We start from the raw sequence: 14,765 nt of genomic DNA, 5'->3' as shown, positions 1-14,765 counted from the left end.
GAGTTGGTAAAGATTGTTACCAAAATTATGAATGGAATCTCTTTATTCCTCATGTTAGATTCAGAGGAAAAGTAAATGAGTTCTTAGGATACAATTATTGGGATGACGGAAGTGGTTCTTTAGCAAATCGTGTTTTGATGTATAGAATTGAAAACAAGCTTACCATGTCGGAACTGGCAATTAAATTAGACATTAGTTGTCATTCGATTGAACGTATTGAAAAAAAAGAAAAGCATGTTTCAGTTAGTATGAGTAATAAAGTAAATCACTTTATTAAAGTTCGATAAAAAGAATGGAATTAATATAGCACTACATTAACTCACGAACCTCGACACCAAGACCTTTAGCAACTTTAAATAAGGTTTTCACTGTTGGGCTAGTACGACCCGTTTCTAATCTTTGAATTGCGTTCTCTTCAATATCAGACTTTATTCCAAGGTCCAATTGAGTCATCTTTTGCTCTTTTCTAAATGCACGAATACGTTTACCAATACCTAGTACAAATCCTTGTAATTCTTTGTCTTTCACAATGTATATAATTCAGTATGAAAATTAGATGTATTGCATGAAAAATAAGCCAACAATTTTGTTGGTTTTTAATAAATATAATTTATATTTAAAGCCAAATAAATTTAATACAAAACTGACATTAACTATTCAAAACCAAGTTACTATGAAAACTAACAACCTATTTTTACTAGCTTTTATTTATTTAGTTATGAGTATGGGTAACAATCTTTACGCTCAAAACTTCACAGAGAACATTATAACTAAATCAAATCGTTGGATTGCTCCTAAATATATTGACTATGATGGTGATGGCGATATGGATGTTATTGCTGTTAGTTCAAGTGGAGAAATAGCGTGGTGGGAAAATGACAGCGACCTTGGTTTTACAAAACATGAACTTATAAATACTTCATATACCTTTAGACACTTTGATGTTGCTGATATAGACGCTGATGGTGACTTAGATATTATTGCCCTAGAGATTTTTTTTATAAGACTCTACTACAATGATGGTAATGACATTTTCACTGAGGTATACAACGGAATTAATAATATGTCTTCCAATATCATTGCTGGAAATTTTGATTCAGATTCAGATTTGGAATTTATAACCTCCGAAGGAAATAACACAGGGAGGATACGAATATGGAATCCTCAAGGCAATGGCACATTCGATGATACTTTGATTGATAATCTAAGAGTTTTATCCACGGGCAGTATGCTAGCTGAGGATTTGGATTCAGATGGAGATTTGGATATCGTTGCTTCTTTGAGGATTGTACCAAGTGGCAGTAACTCACTTTTTTATTATTTAAACGATGGTACGGGAACGTTCACCAAACAATCAATTAGCTACACAAATGGCAATTCCCTCAATCAAGTAATCGACTATAATAACGATGGACACAAGGACATTATCATAAAAAACACCTTTAATTGTTGTGTTACGGTTTTTGAAAACGACGGTAATTTAAATTTCACTGAGATAGAGTTAATTTCAGGAGCATCGGCTTTGGAAACCTCATTTATGAGTGATAGTGATAATGATGGAGACGTAGATATCATAACCGTACATAATGACCCTTTTGACTCAAATCCCGAACGGTATGTAGGTGTGTATGAAAATGACGGAAGTAGTAATTTTTCATTTCAAGTTATTGCTCCAATACAGAAAGGTAATTTCGTAACTGCTTTAGATATTAGCAATGACGGTTTACCAGAACTTTTAGTTGGTGCTGAAGCTTCAAATCATCCTGTTGTACTTGAAAACATGGGTTCTCATGCGTATGCGCCAATAGAGTTAGATGATACCTTTGTTCCTATTTTGTTTGATATTGAAGATATGAATAACGATGGATTAAATGAAATTATTTCAGTTTCACATACTAAAAATGAATTATTGCTATGGAAAAATAATGGCTTATACTCTTTCAATAAACAAATTATTGAACTAAATGAATTGCACATAAACTCAGCGCAAATTGTTGACGTCGATGGGGACCAAATTAAAGACATTTTAGTTACTACCCATCAAAGTGGAGAGCAGAAAATTATACTTTATCAAAATGATGGAAACTATGGCTTCACAAAACATTTATTAAGAACGAGTTCTAATTTGTTAGGAGCACCAGAATTATTTGTCAGAGATAGAGATGCCGACACTGACCCAGATATACTATTTAATTCTTCACCATCTGATGGCGTTCTTTGCCTTCAAAATGATGGTAACAATAACTATACAGAGATATCAATCTCTGATGAAGAATTTAGGCTACTCACATTTCAAGTATCAGACGTTAATAGTGACGGTTTTGATGATTTAATTTCTGAGCTTGACGTTTATTATCTCAATGATGGACTAGGTGGATATACCACAGCTAATTTCCCAGTTGATGGGACTATTGGTGATCTAGATAGTGATGGAGACGTCGATATTGTTCATGTTGAAATTTCCACTAATGGGCAATATATTTCATGGTTCGAAAATAATAATGGTACATTTATCGAACACATTATTTCTGACCCATATCGAGGTGGGAATACCTTAGTTCGAGATTTTGATGGAGATGGAGATATCGATATCGTTTCGGCTCCAACTAACGATTTTAATTCAGAGGGTCTTGTGTTTTGGGAAAATGATGGAAGTGAAATGTTTATTAAGAATGTTATTGAAGATACCTACTACATAGATAGTAGTATCCTCTATCATGCGGATTTAGATGGTGACGGTGATATAGAGGTACTGAGCTCAAACCCAAAATTTCCTTTTACCATTTGGAATAACGAGAGTAATATACCTTTGAATGTTAATTCTTTTGAAAGTTTACATAGTTCATTAATATATCCAACAATCGTGGATGAAAACCTCACAATAAAAACTCAAAAGAATATACTTGATATATCCGTTTATGACTTACAAGGTAAATCCATTGAAGTAAACCAACATAGCAACAAGGTACATGTTAGTGGTCTATCACAAGGGATATACATATTACACATAACATTTGAGTCAAAAGAAACGCAAATATTTAAGTTCATAAAAAACTAAAAGTCACTGTATCGTGACTTTTAGTTGCCTCGTATTTTAATTTAGACGTGTAAGTTATACACTAGAGACCCTTTGTTCTATCTATAAAGTAATACGCCTCATTTAATGACACCGAGGTGAATATCGCTTCATAGTTATGCTCTCGACCTGGGTATTTTATAGGTTCAAAAAAGAATGGTTTTAGACCTTCAATATTTTTAACTAACACTTGAGCAATGTCATATTTGGTATAAGCCATCCATCTAGAGAAAACCTCTCTCACGTCATCGCGAGAATAGGTTTTAACTACAATTCCTCGTTTCTTAGCCCACGAATAAACTTTATTATTAATCATCTTTGAACGCTTTCCTTTGCGATTACTTTTACTTGAATGATCTTCCAAAATGAGTGTGACATCTCCAAAAGAAGTAATTACTTTTTTGATCTTCTTTAAAAGTTTAGTTCCATTAAACTTTTTAGGAGATATAAGGTTAGTTTCGATTAAGGTAAGCGCATTATCCATAACAGCATAGCTAAATCCTCTTGTACAAATGTAAATTGAAAGAGTCCTTGCAGGTTCAATATTAGTCATCATAGCCTGTGTTTAACCTATTGACTAAATTTGAAATCGCTTGTATCATTCTCTTGCTCTTTAAGGGTTCTGTGCTTTTAAGCTCAGTAATGATGTTTTTACTCCGTTCTGTAAAATCTGCATGCACATCTGCACACAGGTCTGCAAATAGTATTGCATAGGGTGCTTTAAAGAGCAGGTGATACACAGCAACGACTCTTAAGGATGGTCTTTGTTTACCAGATTCCATTTCTCTAAGGGTTGTTTGATTTAGCCTCAACATGAGTGCTAAATGTTCTAAACTGACCTCTGCATCGGCTCTAACTGTTGCGAGGGAGTTTGTATAAGATTGTTTCATAACGTAAAAGACATCGGGGGGTTATAACCGATGTCTTTTGCATTATAGAAATTAGAGAAAATGAGGATACTACCGCAGTTGTGAGTTATTTGTGGAAAACATACATAACTCAAAGTTGAGTTGAATGCTGATGCATTCAACTTTTTAATATATATCATTCAACCTCACCACCCTTTAATGTTGTTACTGTATATGAATGAGGTCCTTGACTTTATTACAATTAATTTCCTGCTTTAAACTTACTAAACTAAGATATAGTGCTGCCGTTCAAAGAACTCACGGCGGTGCTATATCTGGTTTCGAAGATTACATATTATTGGCTCATGCAACAACATAAGCACAAAATTTCATATGTAACCAAAGAGAATCAGCTTGAAAATTTATTAGATATTTATCTGTCAGAATGTCTATTTGTAAGAGGACTTAGTCCAAGAACAATTAAAGGATATAGAGAGGTTTTTAAAACATTTCAAAAAATCGTTCCTGAAGTTTCTGCCATTGAGCATCTCAATCCAAACATCATAATTCAATTTTTTACTAAGCTCGGAACACGAAAACGTTTTGAGGGTAAACATTTAAAAGTTGGAGTTAAAGCTTCAACGGTAAGGACATACTATAATAAGCTTATGGCGTTTTTTAATTGGTTAGAAGTAAATGGATATTTAGAATTTGGTTATATCTCAAAAAAAATAAAACGACCACCAGAACCAAAGTATACAGATAAGCGAGCATTAAGTAATTCAGATGTCTCGAAGATAATCACAGCTATAGTGACCAACACTACCAATGATGAGTTCCTACGTGTTCGTGATTTAACTATTGTGTATTCTTTATTGTATTTAGGAGTAAGACGTAGTGAACTACTTGGTTTGAGAGTACAAGACATTGATTTCATTAAGCGTAATGTATTAGTTAATTATGAGACATCTAAGTCGACCGAGAACCGATACATCCCATTACACACAACTCTTGAAGATCATTTACGAGAATTATTGCGGTTGCGAAAAGAAAGAGTAATAACAACTTCATATCTTATTAACTCAAGTAAAGAAGATAAGGTCTTGAGTGTTCATGGATTAAAACATTGGGTTGAGAAGTATAAAAGGCTATCAGGTGTTCGGTTTCACTTGCATCGTTTTCGCCATACTTTCACATGTGAATTAGCTAAAAAGGGTGCAGATATGAGAACTATTATGAAACTTTTAGGTCATACTTCAAGTAAAATGACTGAAGCATATTTAAGGTCACTAAGTTCAGAAAAAGCTCAGCAATTTATAGATGAATTAGGCTTTTAGAATATGCTTAAAATTATTATACAATTATCTCTAAGGCTTTTAACTTTTGTATGTGTATAATTAGTTATGAAGTAGGCTTATTAGGATAAATCTTGCAATAACCCATTAATTTTTCACAGCCTTATGGGAAACCGTTTTTAATACGATAAAGACTAACTTAATTTTAGAAAATATACGTAGAACTACGTATTTACAAGTGTAAAGATATTTGTAACTTTAAAGTCATAAAATAGATTTATCCCGAATATTTAGAATAGTATATTTAATTATTAAATAACGAGTTGTGTGCAATTTGAGGACTGACATTCGAAAACAATAAAATATTAAGTTATGAGTAAACCAATTATAGAAGGATTAATTACTTGGCCAAGGAATTTGAGTACATTAAGTGGTGGAGGTCTTTCAACATTACGTGGCGGAGGGATGTCTACTTTAAGAGATGGAGGAATGTCTACATTAAGAAAAGGAGGATTATCTACTCTTCGTGGTGGTGGAATGTCTACATTAAGATATGGCGGATTATCAACATTACGTTATGGAGGGTTATCGACATTAAGATATGGTGGACTTTCAACTTTAAGATACGGAGGTTTGTCAACATTGCAAGGTGGAGGATTATCTACTTTATCCGGAGGTGGAATGTCAACTTTGTCGACTAATATTTATAGAAGCAATATTCCGCCTTGGCCACATTTTTTGAAAGAATTAGATGCTCGAGGTTATAAAAGGGAAGCTGAAATGATTAGATATCATTTGCCTAAAAATTTATGGCCAGAAAATTTTTTTAACTAATTAACTGAATGAATAATAGAGGAAGAATACAAGCGCAAGATGATAATTTAGAAGAATCAGAGTCTTGGGCAACTAATGATGAAATAACTAAACAAGAGGGTCTGAATAAGTCTAATGATTTAAAAGAAAAATTATCAAATCAAGAATTGGCTGAAAGAATAAATGCGTTCAATAAGTTAGAACGTGTAATACAACAAGCACCTTCACAAGGTTATTATGCTCAATTAATAAAGAGTTTTCACCATAATCCACAAAACAGAAGAATAAGAGTAGATTTAGAAATTAGAGCAGGAATAGCATTTATAGACCAAAACACGAATTAAAATGGCTAACGAAAACAAAATATTATACAACTCATTCTTGAAAGAAAAGAATATATACAATTTGAATAGTGGCTATTGGAAAAGAAAACTATTAAAGAATTTAGATTTAAAATTTTCTTTGGAGAATCAATATATTTCAAACAAAAAAAGAGATGGCAAAAATTTCTACGATGGAAATCCTATTTTCTCTTACATAGAGAATAATAAAGCCTTCAGAATAATTCAAGAAAACCCTGAAGACTTATCTAATTTTAGTGAGGTAAGACTAATTGACGCTTGGATAGATAAATTATATAAATCGGAAAATCTTGATATTCCTGAATTAGTAATTTCTTTATATCTGACAAAAGAAACTGTAGACAAAACTATTGAATTGATTAAAGAGTTTAGATTTGAGAATTTAAATAAAGAAAATATAAGTCAATATTTATAAAAAACTGCACACAACATCTTATACAAACATGTTATGTGCCATTGAAAATGAAGATTAAACTAATTTATAAAATCCATAAATGAAGCTAAGTTTTCCCGAATTTGTTAGATTTTATCCACTACGTGCAAAACGTATTTCTTGGCTATTTGGTGCAGGAACATCTGTATCCGCAGGATTACCTTCAGCATACGATCTTATTTGGGATTTCAAGAGGAGAATTTATTGCTCTGAGCAAGGAATAGCACTTAATCGTTTTTCAAATCTTTCTGATCGTGGACTAAGAACTCAAATACAAAATTATTTTGACAAAAATGATAATTGCCCATCAAAAGATACTCCTCAGGAGTATTCATATTATTTTGAAAGAGCATTTCCAAAAGCAATTGACAGAAAAGAATATCTAGATAACCTTCTTTCTGGCATGCAATTATCTTATGGGCACAAAGTTATAGGTCTGCTAATGAAAAAAGGCCATATCAATAATATTTTTACTACAAACTTTGATAAAGCATTTGAAAATACAGCAGTACAGGTCTTTCGAAATACTGAGGATTGGTATAAAACAGATTTAGATTCAGCTGATAATGGACTCAAATTATTCCAAGCATCTAAAGTTCCATTAATTATAAAAATGCACGGAGATTATTTATCTGAAAAACTAAAAAATACAACAGAAGAACTACAGTCTCAAGACAATAAGTTGAGACACATACTAACAACTACAAGTTATACTAATGGTATTGGTATAATGGGATATAGTGGCAGAGATGAATCAGTAATGGAAGCTCTGCACAGTGCATTGGAGCAAGATAATTGTTTCCCAAATGGAATATTTTGGTTTACTAGAATTGGCGGTGAAGTTTTACCATCAGTAAGTAATTTCATCGATATAGCAAAAACAAAGGGAATCGAAGCATTCATCGTTGAAATTGAAACGTTTGACAGTGCATGGGGTGAACTAATAAAAGGGTTTACTGATATTAAAGCAGTAGAATTAGAAACTTTAGGCGAAAGCTATCACCGTAGAAAAAATTCTAGTATACCACCTAAAGGAAAACGGTCTCCAATGATTAGATTGAATGCAATTCCAATAACCAAATTCCCTGTAAATGCTAGATTATTTAAGTGTGATGCTGGGAATACCAAAGAAATAAAAGAGCAAATTAAAAATACTGAAGCTAATATAATAGCAATTCGCAAACAGCAAGGAATAGTTGGATTTGGAGCTGACAACGAGTTTGAAAGAGCTTTTAACCTTTATGGTGATTACAAGTTTGACACTATTGCACTTCATGAAAAACATCTCGCATATGATGATTCTACAATAAAAGGTTTACTTACAGAGACTATTGGTCGAGCTCTCATTTTGAATAGCGAACTTCAATACGTTAAAAGAAGATCTAAACACTTTATTGTTCCTAAGTTTAAAGATAGAAATAATCCAATTTTTGAAGATTTAAAAAAAGAACTTGGAGGACTAATTCATGGAAAAGTACCTGGTACAACCATTACCTGGATGCCATGTCTTGAAATTAGCTTGCAACACAAAGGAGGTTTAGCATATTTACTGGCAATACCAAGTGTATTAGCAACAAAATCAGAGAACACAGATGAAAGAAAACTAATCGCTCCATTTATCAAAGAGCTAATGGCGAGATGGTATAATGATAAGTTCGATAGAATTCTTAGTGCTTGGCTGTCAATCTTCTTTGGTAATCAAAATGAAATATTGATTAATGCATTTGAACTTAATAGTAAAGGTATAAACGCATCTTTCGAATTGAAACGAAGGACGGCATTCAGTAAATCAGAATAATAATGGAACTTTCACAATTATCAATTATTTCAGAGCCTCAACTCGAGTTCAATATTTCAAAGACCTCTCCTTTAAATATTCATCCACTTGAAGGTCTAAAAAAATTCGGTCCATATAGTGCTGATTTATTTCCGATTGACCAAATAAGAATTGCGACTATTCATTTAAAAGGAACTGAGCATCTGTTGAGAAAGTTGTTCGCTGAATTTGAAAAATCTCATATCCCTAAGGAAAGAAAAAAATATTTACCAATTTATGAGGGGTTTAAAAAAATATTCAACGCTGAGATTGTTTATCAGGAATCAGTGTCATTAGAACTTGAGGGTGATAAAGTTTTCAATCCTTCATTAGAAGATCATATTTCTCTAAGCGATACTTTAGGAAATGCTATTCGTTCAATGTCACAAAGAACACAGGATTATGATTTACTTGTAATATACTTACCAGATATTTGGAGTAAAGGATTTGAGGATATTGAAAGTAATTTTGACTTGCATGATTTCCTAAAAGCTGCTACAGCTATTCGAAATATACCAACCCAAATAGTAACAGAAAACGGTGCCTTGGGGTATAAATGTCGCTGCAGTGTGATGTGGAGACTGTCCATAGCTTTTTATGTAAAAGCTGGTGGGACTCCTTGGAAACTGGCAAGTATAGATAATGAGTCTGCATTTATTGGCTTGAGTTATTCTGCCCGCAAGAATCCTGTTACTAAAAAATTTGACTTCACAACTTGTTGTAGCCAAGTTTTTGATTCCGATGGCACAGGTTTAGAGTTTTTAGCATATGATACAAGTGGCATAGAATCAACACAAGGTTCAAATCCATTCTTAACTCGAGATGAAATGAGAAAAGTAATGTCTAAAAGTCTGGCATTATATCAAAGAAGACATTCCGGTCGATTACCAAAAAGATTGATTGTACATAAGACAACTCATTTCACAAAGAACGAAATGGATGGTGCATTCGATGCAATACCGGCAAATGTAGACCTTGAACTACTCCAAATTATTCAAGACACACCATGGCGCGGAATTAAGTATAATAATTACGGGAAATGGAAAAATGACACTTATCCAATCAATAGGGGTTCATATCTAGTTTTAAACTCTCGGGAAATTCTTTTCTGGACTCAAGGTATTGTCAAGGTCAATGGGAAATCATTTTATAAAGAAGGAAAAGGAATTCCATCTCCTCTGCTTATACGCAGACATGCAGGAAGTGGTGGATGGGACCAAAATTGTCAAGCAATATTGGGGTTAACGAAAATGAACTGGAATCATGACGGTTTATATGATCGCCTTCCTGTCACTCTGGGTTTTGCATCTGTATTGGCTAGAACAATTAAAAGGATGCACGAAGTAAAAGACAAACCATATGAGTTTAAATATTTTATGTAATATAAAAAACAGCAAACTATAATTTGTATAGTGCATATGCCTCTTTGGGATACAAACGCACCATACAAGAGACGTTAGCCAACTCAACTAGCCATAACATGAATACGTTACTATTAATATTAAAGAAACATTATGCCTAAATACACGCCAAACGAAGAAAATATTACAAGTGAAAACTCAATCAAAACAGTTTACTCATATTGCGATGATAAGGGGAAGCCTGTCCACAAAGCCAAAGAGCTTTTCAAAAAAGAAGATAAATATATTTATTATCCATATTCAGTCAATCCGACCGATGGAAGTGTGAAATCGAAAAAAATTCACACAATTGAATTAAGAGGTTGGGCTAAAGAATCAGATATACCTAAAGATTTTAAGGTAGTAAGTCGTTATGGTTTACGTACTCAAAGAATTAGACAGTTTACTCAAGTACTCTATTCAAAATTTAAAGAAGTAGAAAAACTAACAATAGGAATAAACATCAACAATAGATTTTCTACTAAAACCATTTCAATAAATTGGTCCGATTTACTTCCAATTCTAAAGAAAATTGGTAATGAAAAAAGATGGTATGATAGAACACGAAAATTGATGATTAATAATGCAATCGCTGGAATTACAACTAAATTAGCCAAACAAAAAACATTTCTTAATGCTGGACAATTAGATGCCTTCTTGAAAAAATTTGATTCTTTTGAGAAAGTTAGTAAAGCTGATATAGAGTCCCTATCAACTGTAATGGAAACAGCTCCACCTAGCAAAATTTCAGTTACTACGAATTTTATAAAAACACGTGATAAAATAAACAAAGTATTCATTGAGGACATAATCAAAAACTTTGAGAGACTTATGTCTGCCAAAAATGATAATGAAAAGCAATGGCAAACTTTTTTCGGAAAAAACTCATGGATTTTAAACCATTTATTTCCATTCGAGGTAATCTTAAGAAAGCAAGAAGCTTATGTTGGAGGGAAAACTTTAGAGAATGAAGATGGACGAGTTGTTGACTTTCTTTTCGCAAATGGTTTTCAAGACAACTTTGCTTTGCTAGAAATTAAAACACATAAAAAAACTTTGCTAAAAAAGTCAGCTTACAGAAAACCTGACGTGTTTGCCTATTCAGATGATTTATCTGGTGGAATCAGTCAATGTCTTGATCAGAAAGATGTATTCTTAAGAGATTTTGGAAGTAAAGAAAGAATTATTGACCCAAAAGCAATTTTAGTAATAGGATTGAAAAGTAATTTAACTGACCATCAGAATAAATGTTTTGAACTTCTTCGTTCAAATCAAAAGAATGTTGACATATTAACTTTTGATGAGTTACTAGCAAAATTAAAAGGATTGCTTGAAGTAATTGCAGAATAAATAATAATGGCTAAAACATGTATCGTAAAATGCTTTTACCGTAGAGGAATTCGTAAATAGTTAAGTACATTCTATAGAGTTCAAAATTTTGACACAATTTACAATTTTGGTAAGCTAATAGTGTCGACAATTATCAAAAATTATCACTGATAGTTGTAGCATTTTTCATCAAGAAAATAGCACAGAGGTACCCGATGTAACTTTTCAGAAAATAGAATATAAAAACTTCTAAAAGCCTTATAAAATAAGCAGATAGAAGCTTTTTCTGAATTTATTTCTATGGGTACGAACCTTGCACTGAGGAGGTGGCAGGTTCGAGTCCTGTCAGGTCCACACATACCCAGAAATAAGCTTATGTAGTAAAGCGATTCAGAGATAGTTATTTATCTCATGAAAACCCTACGGCGTCCCTCCTAAACAGAGGTGCCCCTACTGAGGCGGTTATCAACTCATTATTTTGATAGAAAATGTTGCACTATTGGTCACATTAAATATGACCCTTTTACAATTACTAGAAACATTTTGCACTGAATCAATTCACCTTCGTGGCGTAACGTCACAAACTACGAAACGATATAAAGAGAATATTGGCTTTTTCTGTAAGCATACGAACATCATTTATCCACAAGACATTAAGCGTGACATCGTTCTTTCTTTCTTTTTGCATGGACGATGCGAGCGCAACTGGACGGCATCAACCTTTCACACCTACTATATGTCGTTGAGAGTGTTTTTTACATGGCTCAAAAACATGAACTTCCTACAAGAGAATATTACCGATGGCATGAAGCTTCCGCGTATTCCTCGTTCATTACCCAAATCCTTATCACAAGAGGAAACTCAACTCCTACTCACCCAAACTTATAACTACCCTTGGAAATCATCCTTTGTCCAACTGCGTAACTACGCCATGATATCAACTTACATTTTTACGGGAGTACGACGAAGTGAATTACTCAATCTTTGTGAACATGATATTAACTTCGAGCAAGGTTTATTGAGGGTCAACAAAGGGAAAGGGAACAAAGACCGTGTTATCCCCATAAACACTACCCTTATGAACACGCTCAATAGATGTATAGAAATAAAACACCAACGTAAGTACACAAGCCCCAATCTATTTTGTACAGACAAACGAGATGACGCCTTATCACACGGTGGATTGAAAAAGACTATGGAGAAGCTTAGAGAAATTACAGGATTGAAAATTGGTAATCATATCCTACGTCACACCTTTGCTATACTGATGCTTCAAGGTGGTTGTGATATTGTGAGTTTGTCAAAAATGCTTGGACACAGTGATGTAAAAACAACCATGAGGTATCTGTTGATTGATGATGAACACCTCAAGACTCAGATGGCAAAACATCCTCTAGATGGCTCTCAGATCAATGGTTTTCATGGCGGTGCTATCAATCATCATTTCAATCAGCAATACTCGTCTCATGGCTTTCAGAGACCCCAAGAACATCATGTACTTCGCAATGACCAATTGGCGCAACAGCAACATTCCGTTTGGAATAAGAACGCCACAGGACATTCAGTACCACGTTATGGTGGCAGGTAGTACAGGTTCAGGAAAATCAAACATACTAAAATCACTTATGCTTAATTCAGTTCTACATCACAAGGCAGATGATGAAGATAAGCGTGGTTTTGCACTCATAGACCCACACCAAACATTATGTGACTATGTTTATAACAATATCCCAAAGGAGCGGCTCAAAGATGTTATCTATATTGACTTGTCTGACCCGAATTTAAAGCATGGTTATAATTTGTTGAAAAAGACCTCTGATTCAAAAAAACCACTTGTGGCAAGTGCCGTTCTTGAAGCACTTGAAAAGTTTGGAGGAAGTAAGGATTGGGGAGGGAAATTAAGTTATATCATTTTGAATTGTTTGCGAGCTCTTCAAGATTTTTCTGAGTCTACGAACTTATCAGACGTGTTACGAATACTTAAAGACAAATCTTATCGTGAAGATGCCGTGAAACACATAAAAAATGAAGAAGTAAAAAACTTCTTTACACACCAATTTAAAGATTTTAACCCCAAATATGATTTTATTCCTGTGTATAACAAGTTTAGATTCCTCATTCATGATTCATTAAGAAAACTCTTTGTTGAAAATGAAGACAATATTTATTTGGGGGATGTCATTAATTCCTCAAAAATATTACTGATTAATACTGCCAAGTCCCATATTGGTGCTGATGCTTCGCGGTTGGTAGGTAGTATTTTTATATCACAACTTGCATCCGCAGGGTTTAGCCGAAAGAAAAACTCAAACAATGGTTCTTACAAACCCTTCACTATTTACATTGACGAAGCTCAAACTTTTGCCTCAAATGGTTCATCAAGTGTTACAACTATCCTTGAGGAGTTAAGAAAAAAAAGTATTTCAGTAGTATTATCATTTCAAGGTATTACCTCTTTGAGTGCTGAAGTTCGTGAGAGTATTTTCACGAATGTCGGAAACCTTTTAATTTTAAGGTCTTCAGCGGACAACGCAATGCTGTATGCTAAAGAGATGGTTAAAGATGTTCATCCTTTCACCTACAAAGAGTTTGTAACGCTTCCTAAATATCACATGATGATTAGGATTATGAATAACGGTCAGGTATGTAAACCTTTCACTGCTGCCTCAATTGTTTATGAAGATTTCCACAAAGGCGGTATTATATCGTAATTGCTTCTTGGAAGATACTGTTGAAAAACAATATCATGAAAACTCAAACAAAATTATTTACGGGAAATGAAATATGTGAAATAAAAGTAACATATGAACGGCCACCATTATCTTCCATGCCTGCAATCAGTTGTTCTTTAGATGCCATCGATGTAGTTCGACAAATATGCGAGGGAGTAAGTCTTGATTACCAAGAACATTTTTGGTGTATATTTTTAAATAACAGTAATCATGTTCTAGGCTATCGGGAAATTGGAAGAGGTGACCAAACGGGAGCTATTGTTCATGTGTCACAAATTTTTGCAATCTCAATTAAAGTTTCAGCTAAAGCTATAATATTAGCCCACAATCATCCAAGCGGTAAATTAAAACCGAGTAAAGCGGATAAACAATTGGTTGGTAGAATTGAGGAAATTGGGAAATTATTTAATATCTCAATACTGGATAGTATAATCATCACCAGTGAATCTTCATTATCATTTGCTGATGAAGGATTAATGAATAAGGCTAACAAAAATGATATACCATTTTAACCTCGCGACTGTGGGGTTTTTCTTTTAAGAAATTTCCAAAATAAAAGCACTATAACCGAATGAAAACGTTAAACAACTGATTTTACATGATTTAAGCCAAATAAATAAAAAAAAATCATATATTTAATTTCTGAAAATTAAATTGAACT

The 14,765-nt window shown here is 33.4% G+C and carries 14 protein-coding genes; 11 read left to right on the top strand and 3 right to left on the bottom strand.

The window, feature by feature from the left end; genetic code table 11:
- Window positions 1–309: 309 nt before the first annotated feature.
- Window positions 310–528: a helix-turn-helix transcriptional regulator gene (locus tag VOI25_RS04200; RefSeq protein ID WP_323787733.1), complete on the bottom strand. Its 219-nt coding sequence runs from the start codon at window positions 526–528 to the stop codon at window positions 310–312.
- A 145-nt stretch (window positions 529–673) separates the two neighbouring features.
- On the opposite strand from VOI25_RS04200, the gene VOI25_RS04195 reads away from it, so the two are divergent.
- Entirely contained in the window at window positions 674–3,058 is a 2,385-nt protein-coding gene (locus tag VOI25_RS04195; RefSeq protein ID WP_323787732.1) for a T9SS type A sorting domain-containing protein, read from the top strand.
- A 61-nt stretch (window positions 3,059–3,119) separates the two neighbouring features.
- Here VOI25_RS04195 and VOI25_RS04190 read toward each other — a convergent pair whose 3' ends face one another.
- Complete coding sequence (locus VOI25_RS04190; RefSeq protein ID WP_323787731.1) at window positions 3,120–3,632, bottom strand: hypothetical protein; 513 nt, start codon at window positions 3,630–3,632, stop codon at window positions 3,120–3,122.
- The gene (locus tag VOI25_RS04185; protein ID WP_323787730.1) at window positions 3,622–3,966 is read right to left on the bottom strand and encodes a helix-turn-helix transcriptional regulator; all 345 of its coding nucleotides are present in this window, start codon (window positions 3,964–3,966) and stop codon (window positions 3,622–3,624) included. Before VOI25_RS04185 ends, VOI25_RS04190 begins: the two co-directional genes overlap by 11 nt.
- A 323-nt stretch (window positions 3,967–4,289) precedes the next feature.
- Here VOI25_RS04185 and VOI25_RS04180 point away from each other — a divergent pair, with 323 nt between their 5' ends.
- From VOI25_RS04180 to VOI25_RS04135, 10 genes are all read left to right on the top strand, one after another.
- On the top strand, window positions 4,290–5,261 hold the full coding sequence (locus VOI25_RS04180) for a site-specific integrase (RefSeq protein ID WP_323787729.1): 972 nt from the start codon (window positions 4,290–4,292) through the stop codon (window positions 5,259–5,261).
- A gap of 330 nt (window positions 5,262–5,591) precedes the next feature.
- Window positions 5,592–6,053, top strand: a complete 462-nt coding sequence (locus tag VOI25_RS04175) for a hypothetical protein (RefSeq protein WP_323787727.1) — start codon at window positions 5,592–5,594, stop codon at window positions 6,051–6,053.
- A gap of 8 nt (window positions 6,054–6,061) precedes the next feature.
- Entirely contained in the window at window positions 6,062–6,376 is a 315-nt protein-coding gene (locus tag VOI25_RS04170; protein ID WP_323787724.1) for a hypothetical protein, read from the top strand.
- A gap of 1 nt (window position 6,377) precedes the next feature.
- On the top strand, window positions 6,378–6,809 hold the full coding sequence (locus VOI25_RS04165) for a hypothetical protein (protein WP_323787722.1): 432 nt from the start codon (window positions 6,378–6,380) through the stop codon (window positions 6,807–6,809).
- 79 nt (window positions 6,810–6,888) lie between these two features.
- A complete protein-coding gene (locus VOI25_RS04160) occupies window positions 6,889–8,625 on the top strand; it encodes an SIR2 family protein (protein ID WP_323787719.1) in 1,737 nt (578 codons plus the stop codon).
- Between the two features lie 2 nt (window positions 8,626–8,627).
- Window positions 8,628–10,025, top strand: a complete 1,398-nt coding sequence (locus VOI25_RS04155) for a hypothetical protein (protein ID WP_323787718.1) — start codon at window positions 8,628–8,630, stop codon at window positions 10,023–10,025.
- Window positions 10,026–10,157: 132 nt separating this feature from the next.
- A complete protein-coding gene (locus tag VOI25_RS04150; RefSeq protein ID WP_323787717.1) occupies window positions 10,158–11,393 on the top strand; it encodes a Shedu anti-phage system protein SduA domain-containing protein in 1,236 nt (411 codons plus the stop codon).
- A 493-nt stretch (window positions 11,394–11,886) separates the two neighbouring features.
- Window positions 11,887–12,960, top strand: a complete 1,074-nt coding sequence (locus VOI25_RS04145) for a tyrosine-type recombinase/integrase (RefSeq protein WP_323787715.1) — start codon at window positions 11,887–11,889, stop codon at window positions 12,958–12,960.
- The gene (locus VOI25_RS04140; RefSeq protein ID WP_323788151.1) at window positions 12,866–14,083 is read left to right on the top strand and encodes a type IV secretory system conjugative DNA transfer family protein; all 1,218 of its coding nucleotides are present in this window, start codon (window positions 12,866–12,868) and stop codon (window positions 14,081–14,083) included. Before VOI25_RS04145 ends, VOI25_RS04140 begins: the two co-directional genes overlap by 95 nt.
- A 35-nt stretch (window positions 14,084–14,118) precedes the next feature.
- Window positions 14,119–14,616, top strand: a complete 498-nt coding sequence (locus VOI25_RS04135) for a JAB domain-containing protein (protein WP_323787713.1) — start codon at window positions 14,119–14,121, stop codon at window positions 14,614–14,616.
- Window positions 14,617–14,765 lie beyond the last annotated feature (149 nt).

Origin of the sequence: Psychroserpens sp., assembly GCF_034670085.1 — a bacterium.
Taxonomy (GTDB): domain Bacteria; phylum Bacteroidota; class Bacteroidia; order Flavobacteriales; family Flavobacteriaceae; genus Psychroserpens.
The sequence above is the reverse complement of the archived record's forward strand: the minus strand, read 5'-3'. Positions and strand labels throughout refer to the sequence as shown.

Bases quoted from the DNA above. Each gene is read 5' to 3' on its own strand.
- VOI25_RS04190 (WP_323787731.1), bottom strand. From the start codon at position 3,632: ATGATGACTAATATTGAACCTGCAAGGACTCTTTCAATTTACATTTGT.
- VOI25_RS04145 (WP_323787715.1), top strand. From the start codon at position 11,887: ATGACCCTTTTACAATTACTAGAAACATTTTGCACTGAATCAATTCAC.
- VOI25_RS04165 (WP_323787722.1), top strand. From the start codon at position 6,378: ATGGCTAACGAAAACAAAATATTATACAACTCATTCTTGAAAGAAAAG.
- VOI25_RS04185 (WP_323787730.1), bottom strand. From the start codon at position 3,966: ATGAAACAATCTTATACAAACTCCCTCGCAACAGTTAGAGCCGATGCA.
- VOI25_RS04180 (WP_323787729.1), top strand. From the start codon at position 4,290: ATGCAACAACATAAGCACAAAATTTCATATGTAACCAAAGAGAATCAG.
- VOI25_RS04160 (WP_323787719.1), top strand. From the start codon at position 6,889: ATGAAGCTAAGTTTTCCCGAATTTGTTAGATTTTATCCACTACGTGCA.
- VOI25_RS04140 (WP_323788151.1), top strand. From the start codon at position 12,866: ATGTACTTCGCAATGACCAATTGGCGCAACAGCAACATTCCGTTTGGA.
- VOI25_RS04175 (WP_323787727.1), top strand. From the start codon at position 5,592: ATGAGTAAACCAATTATAGAAGGATTAATTACTTGGCCAAGGAATTTG.
- VOI25_RS04195 (WP_323787732.1), top strand. From the start codon at position 674: ATGAAAACTAACAACCTATTTTTACTAGCTTTTATTTATTTAGTTATG.
- VOI25_RS04150 (WP_323787717.1), top strand. From the start codon at position 10,158: ATGCCTAAATACACGCCAAACGAAGAAAATATTACAAGTGAAAACTCA.
- VOI25_RS04155 (WP_323787718.1), top strand. From the start codon at position 8,628: ATGGAACTTTCACAATTATCAATTATTTCAGAGCCTCAACTCGAGTTC.
- VOI25_RS04170 (WP_323787724.1), top strand. From the start codon at position 6,062: ATGAATAATAGAGGAAGAATACAAGCGCAAGATGATAATTTAGAAGAA.
- VOI25_RS04135 (WP_323787713.1), top strand. From the start codon at position 14,119: ATGAAAACTCAAACAAAATTATTTACGGGAAATGAAATATGTGAAATA.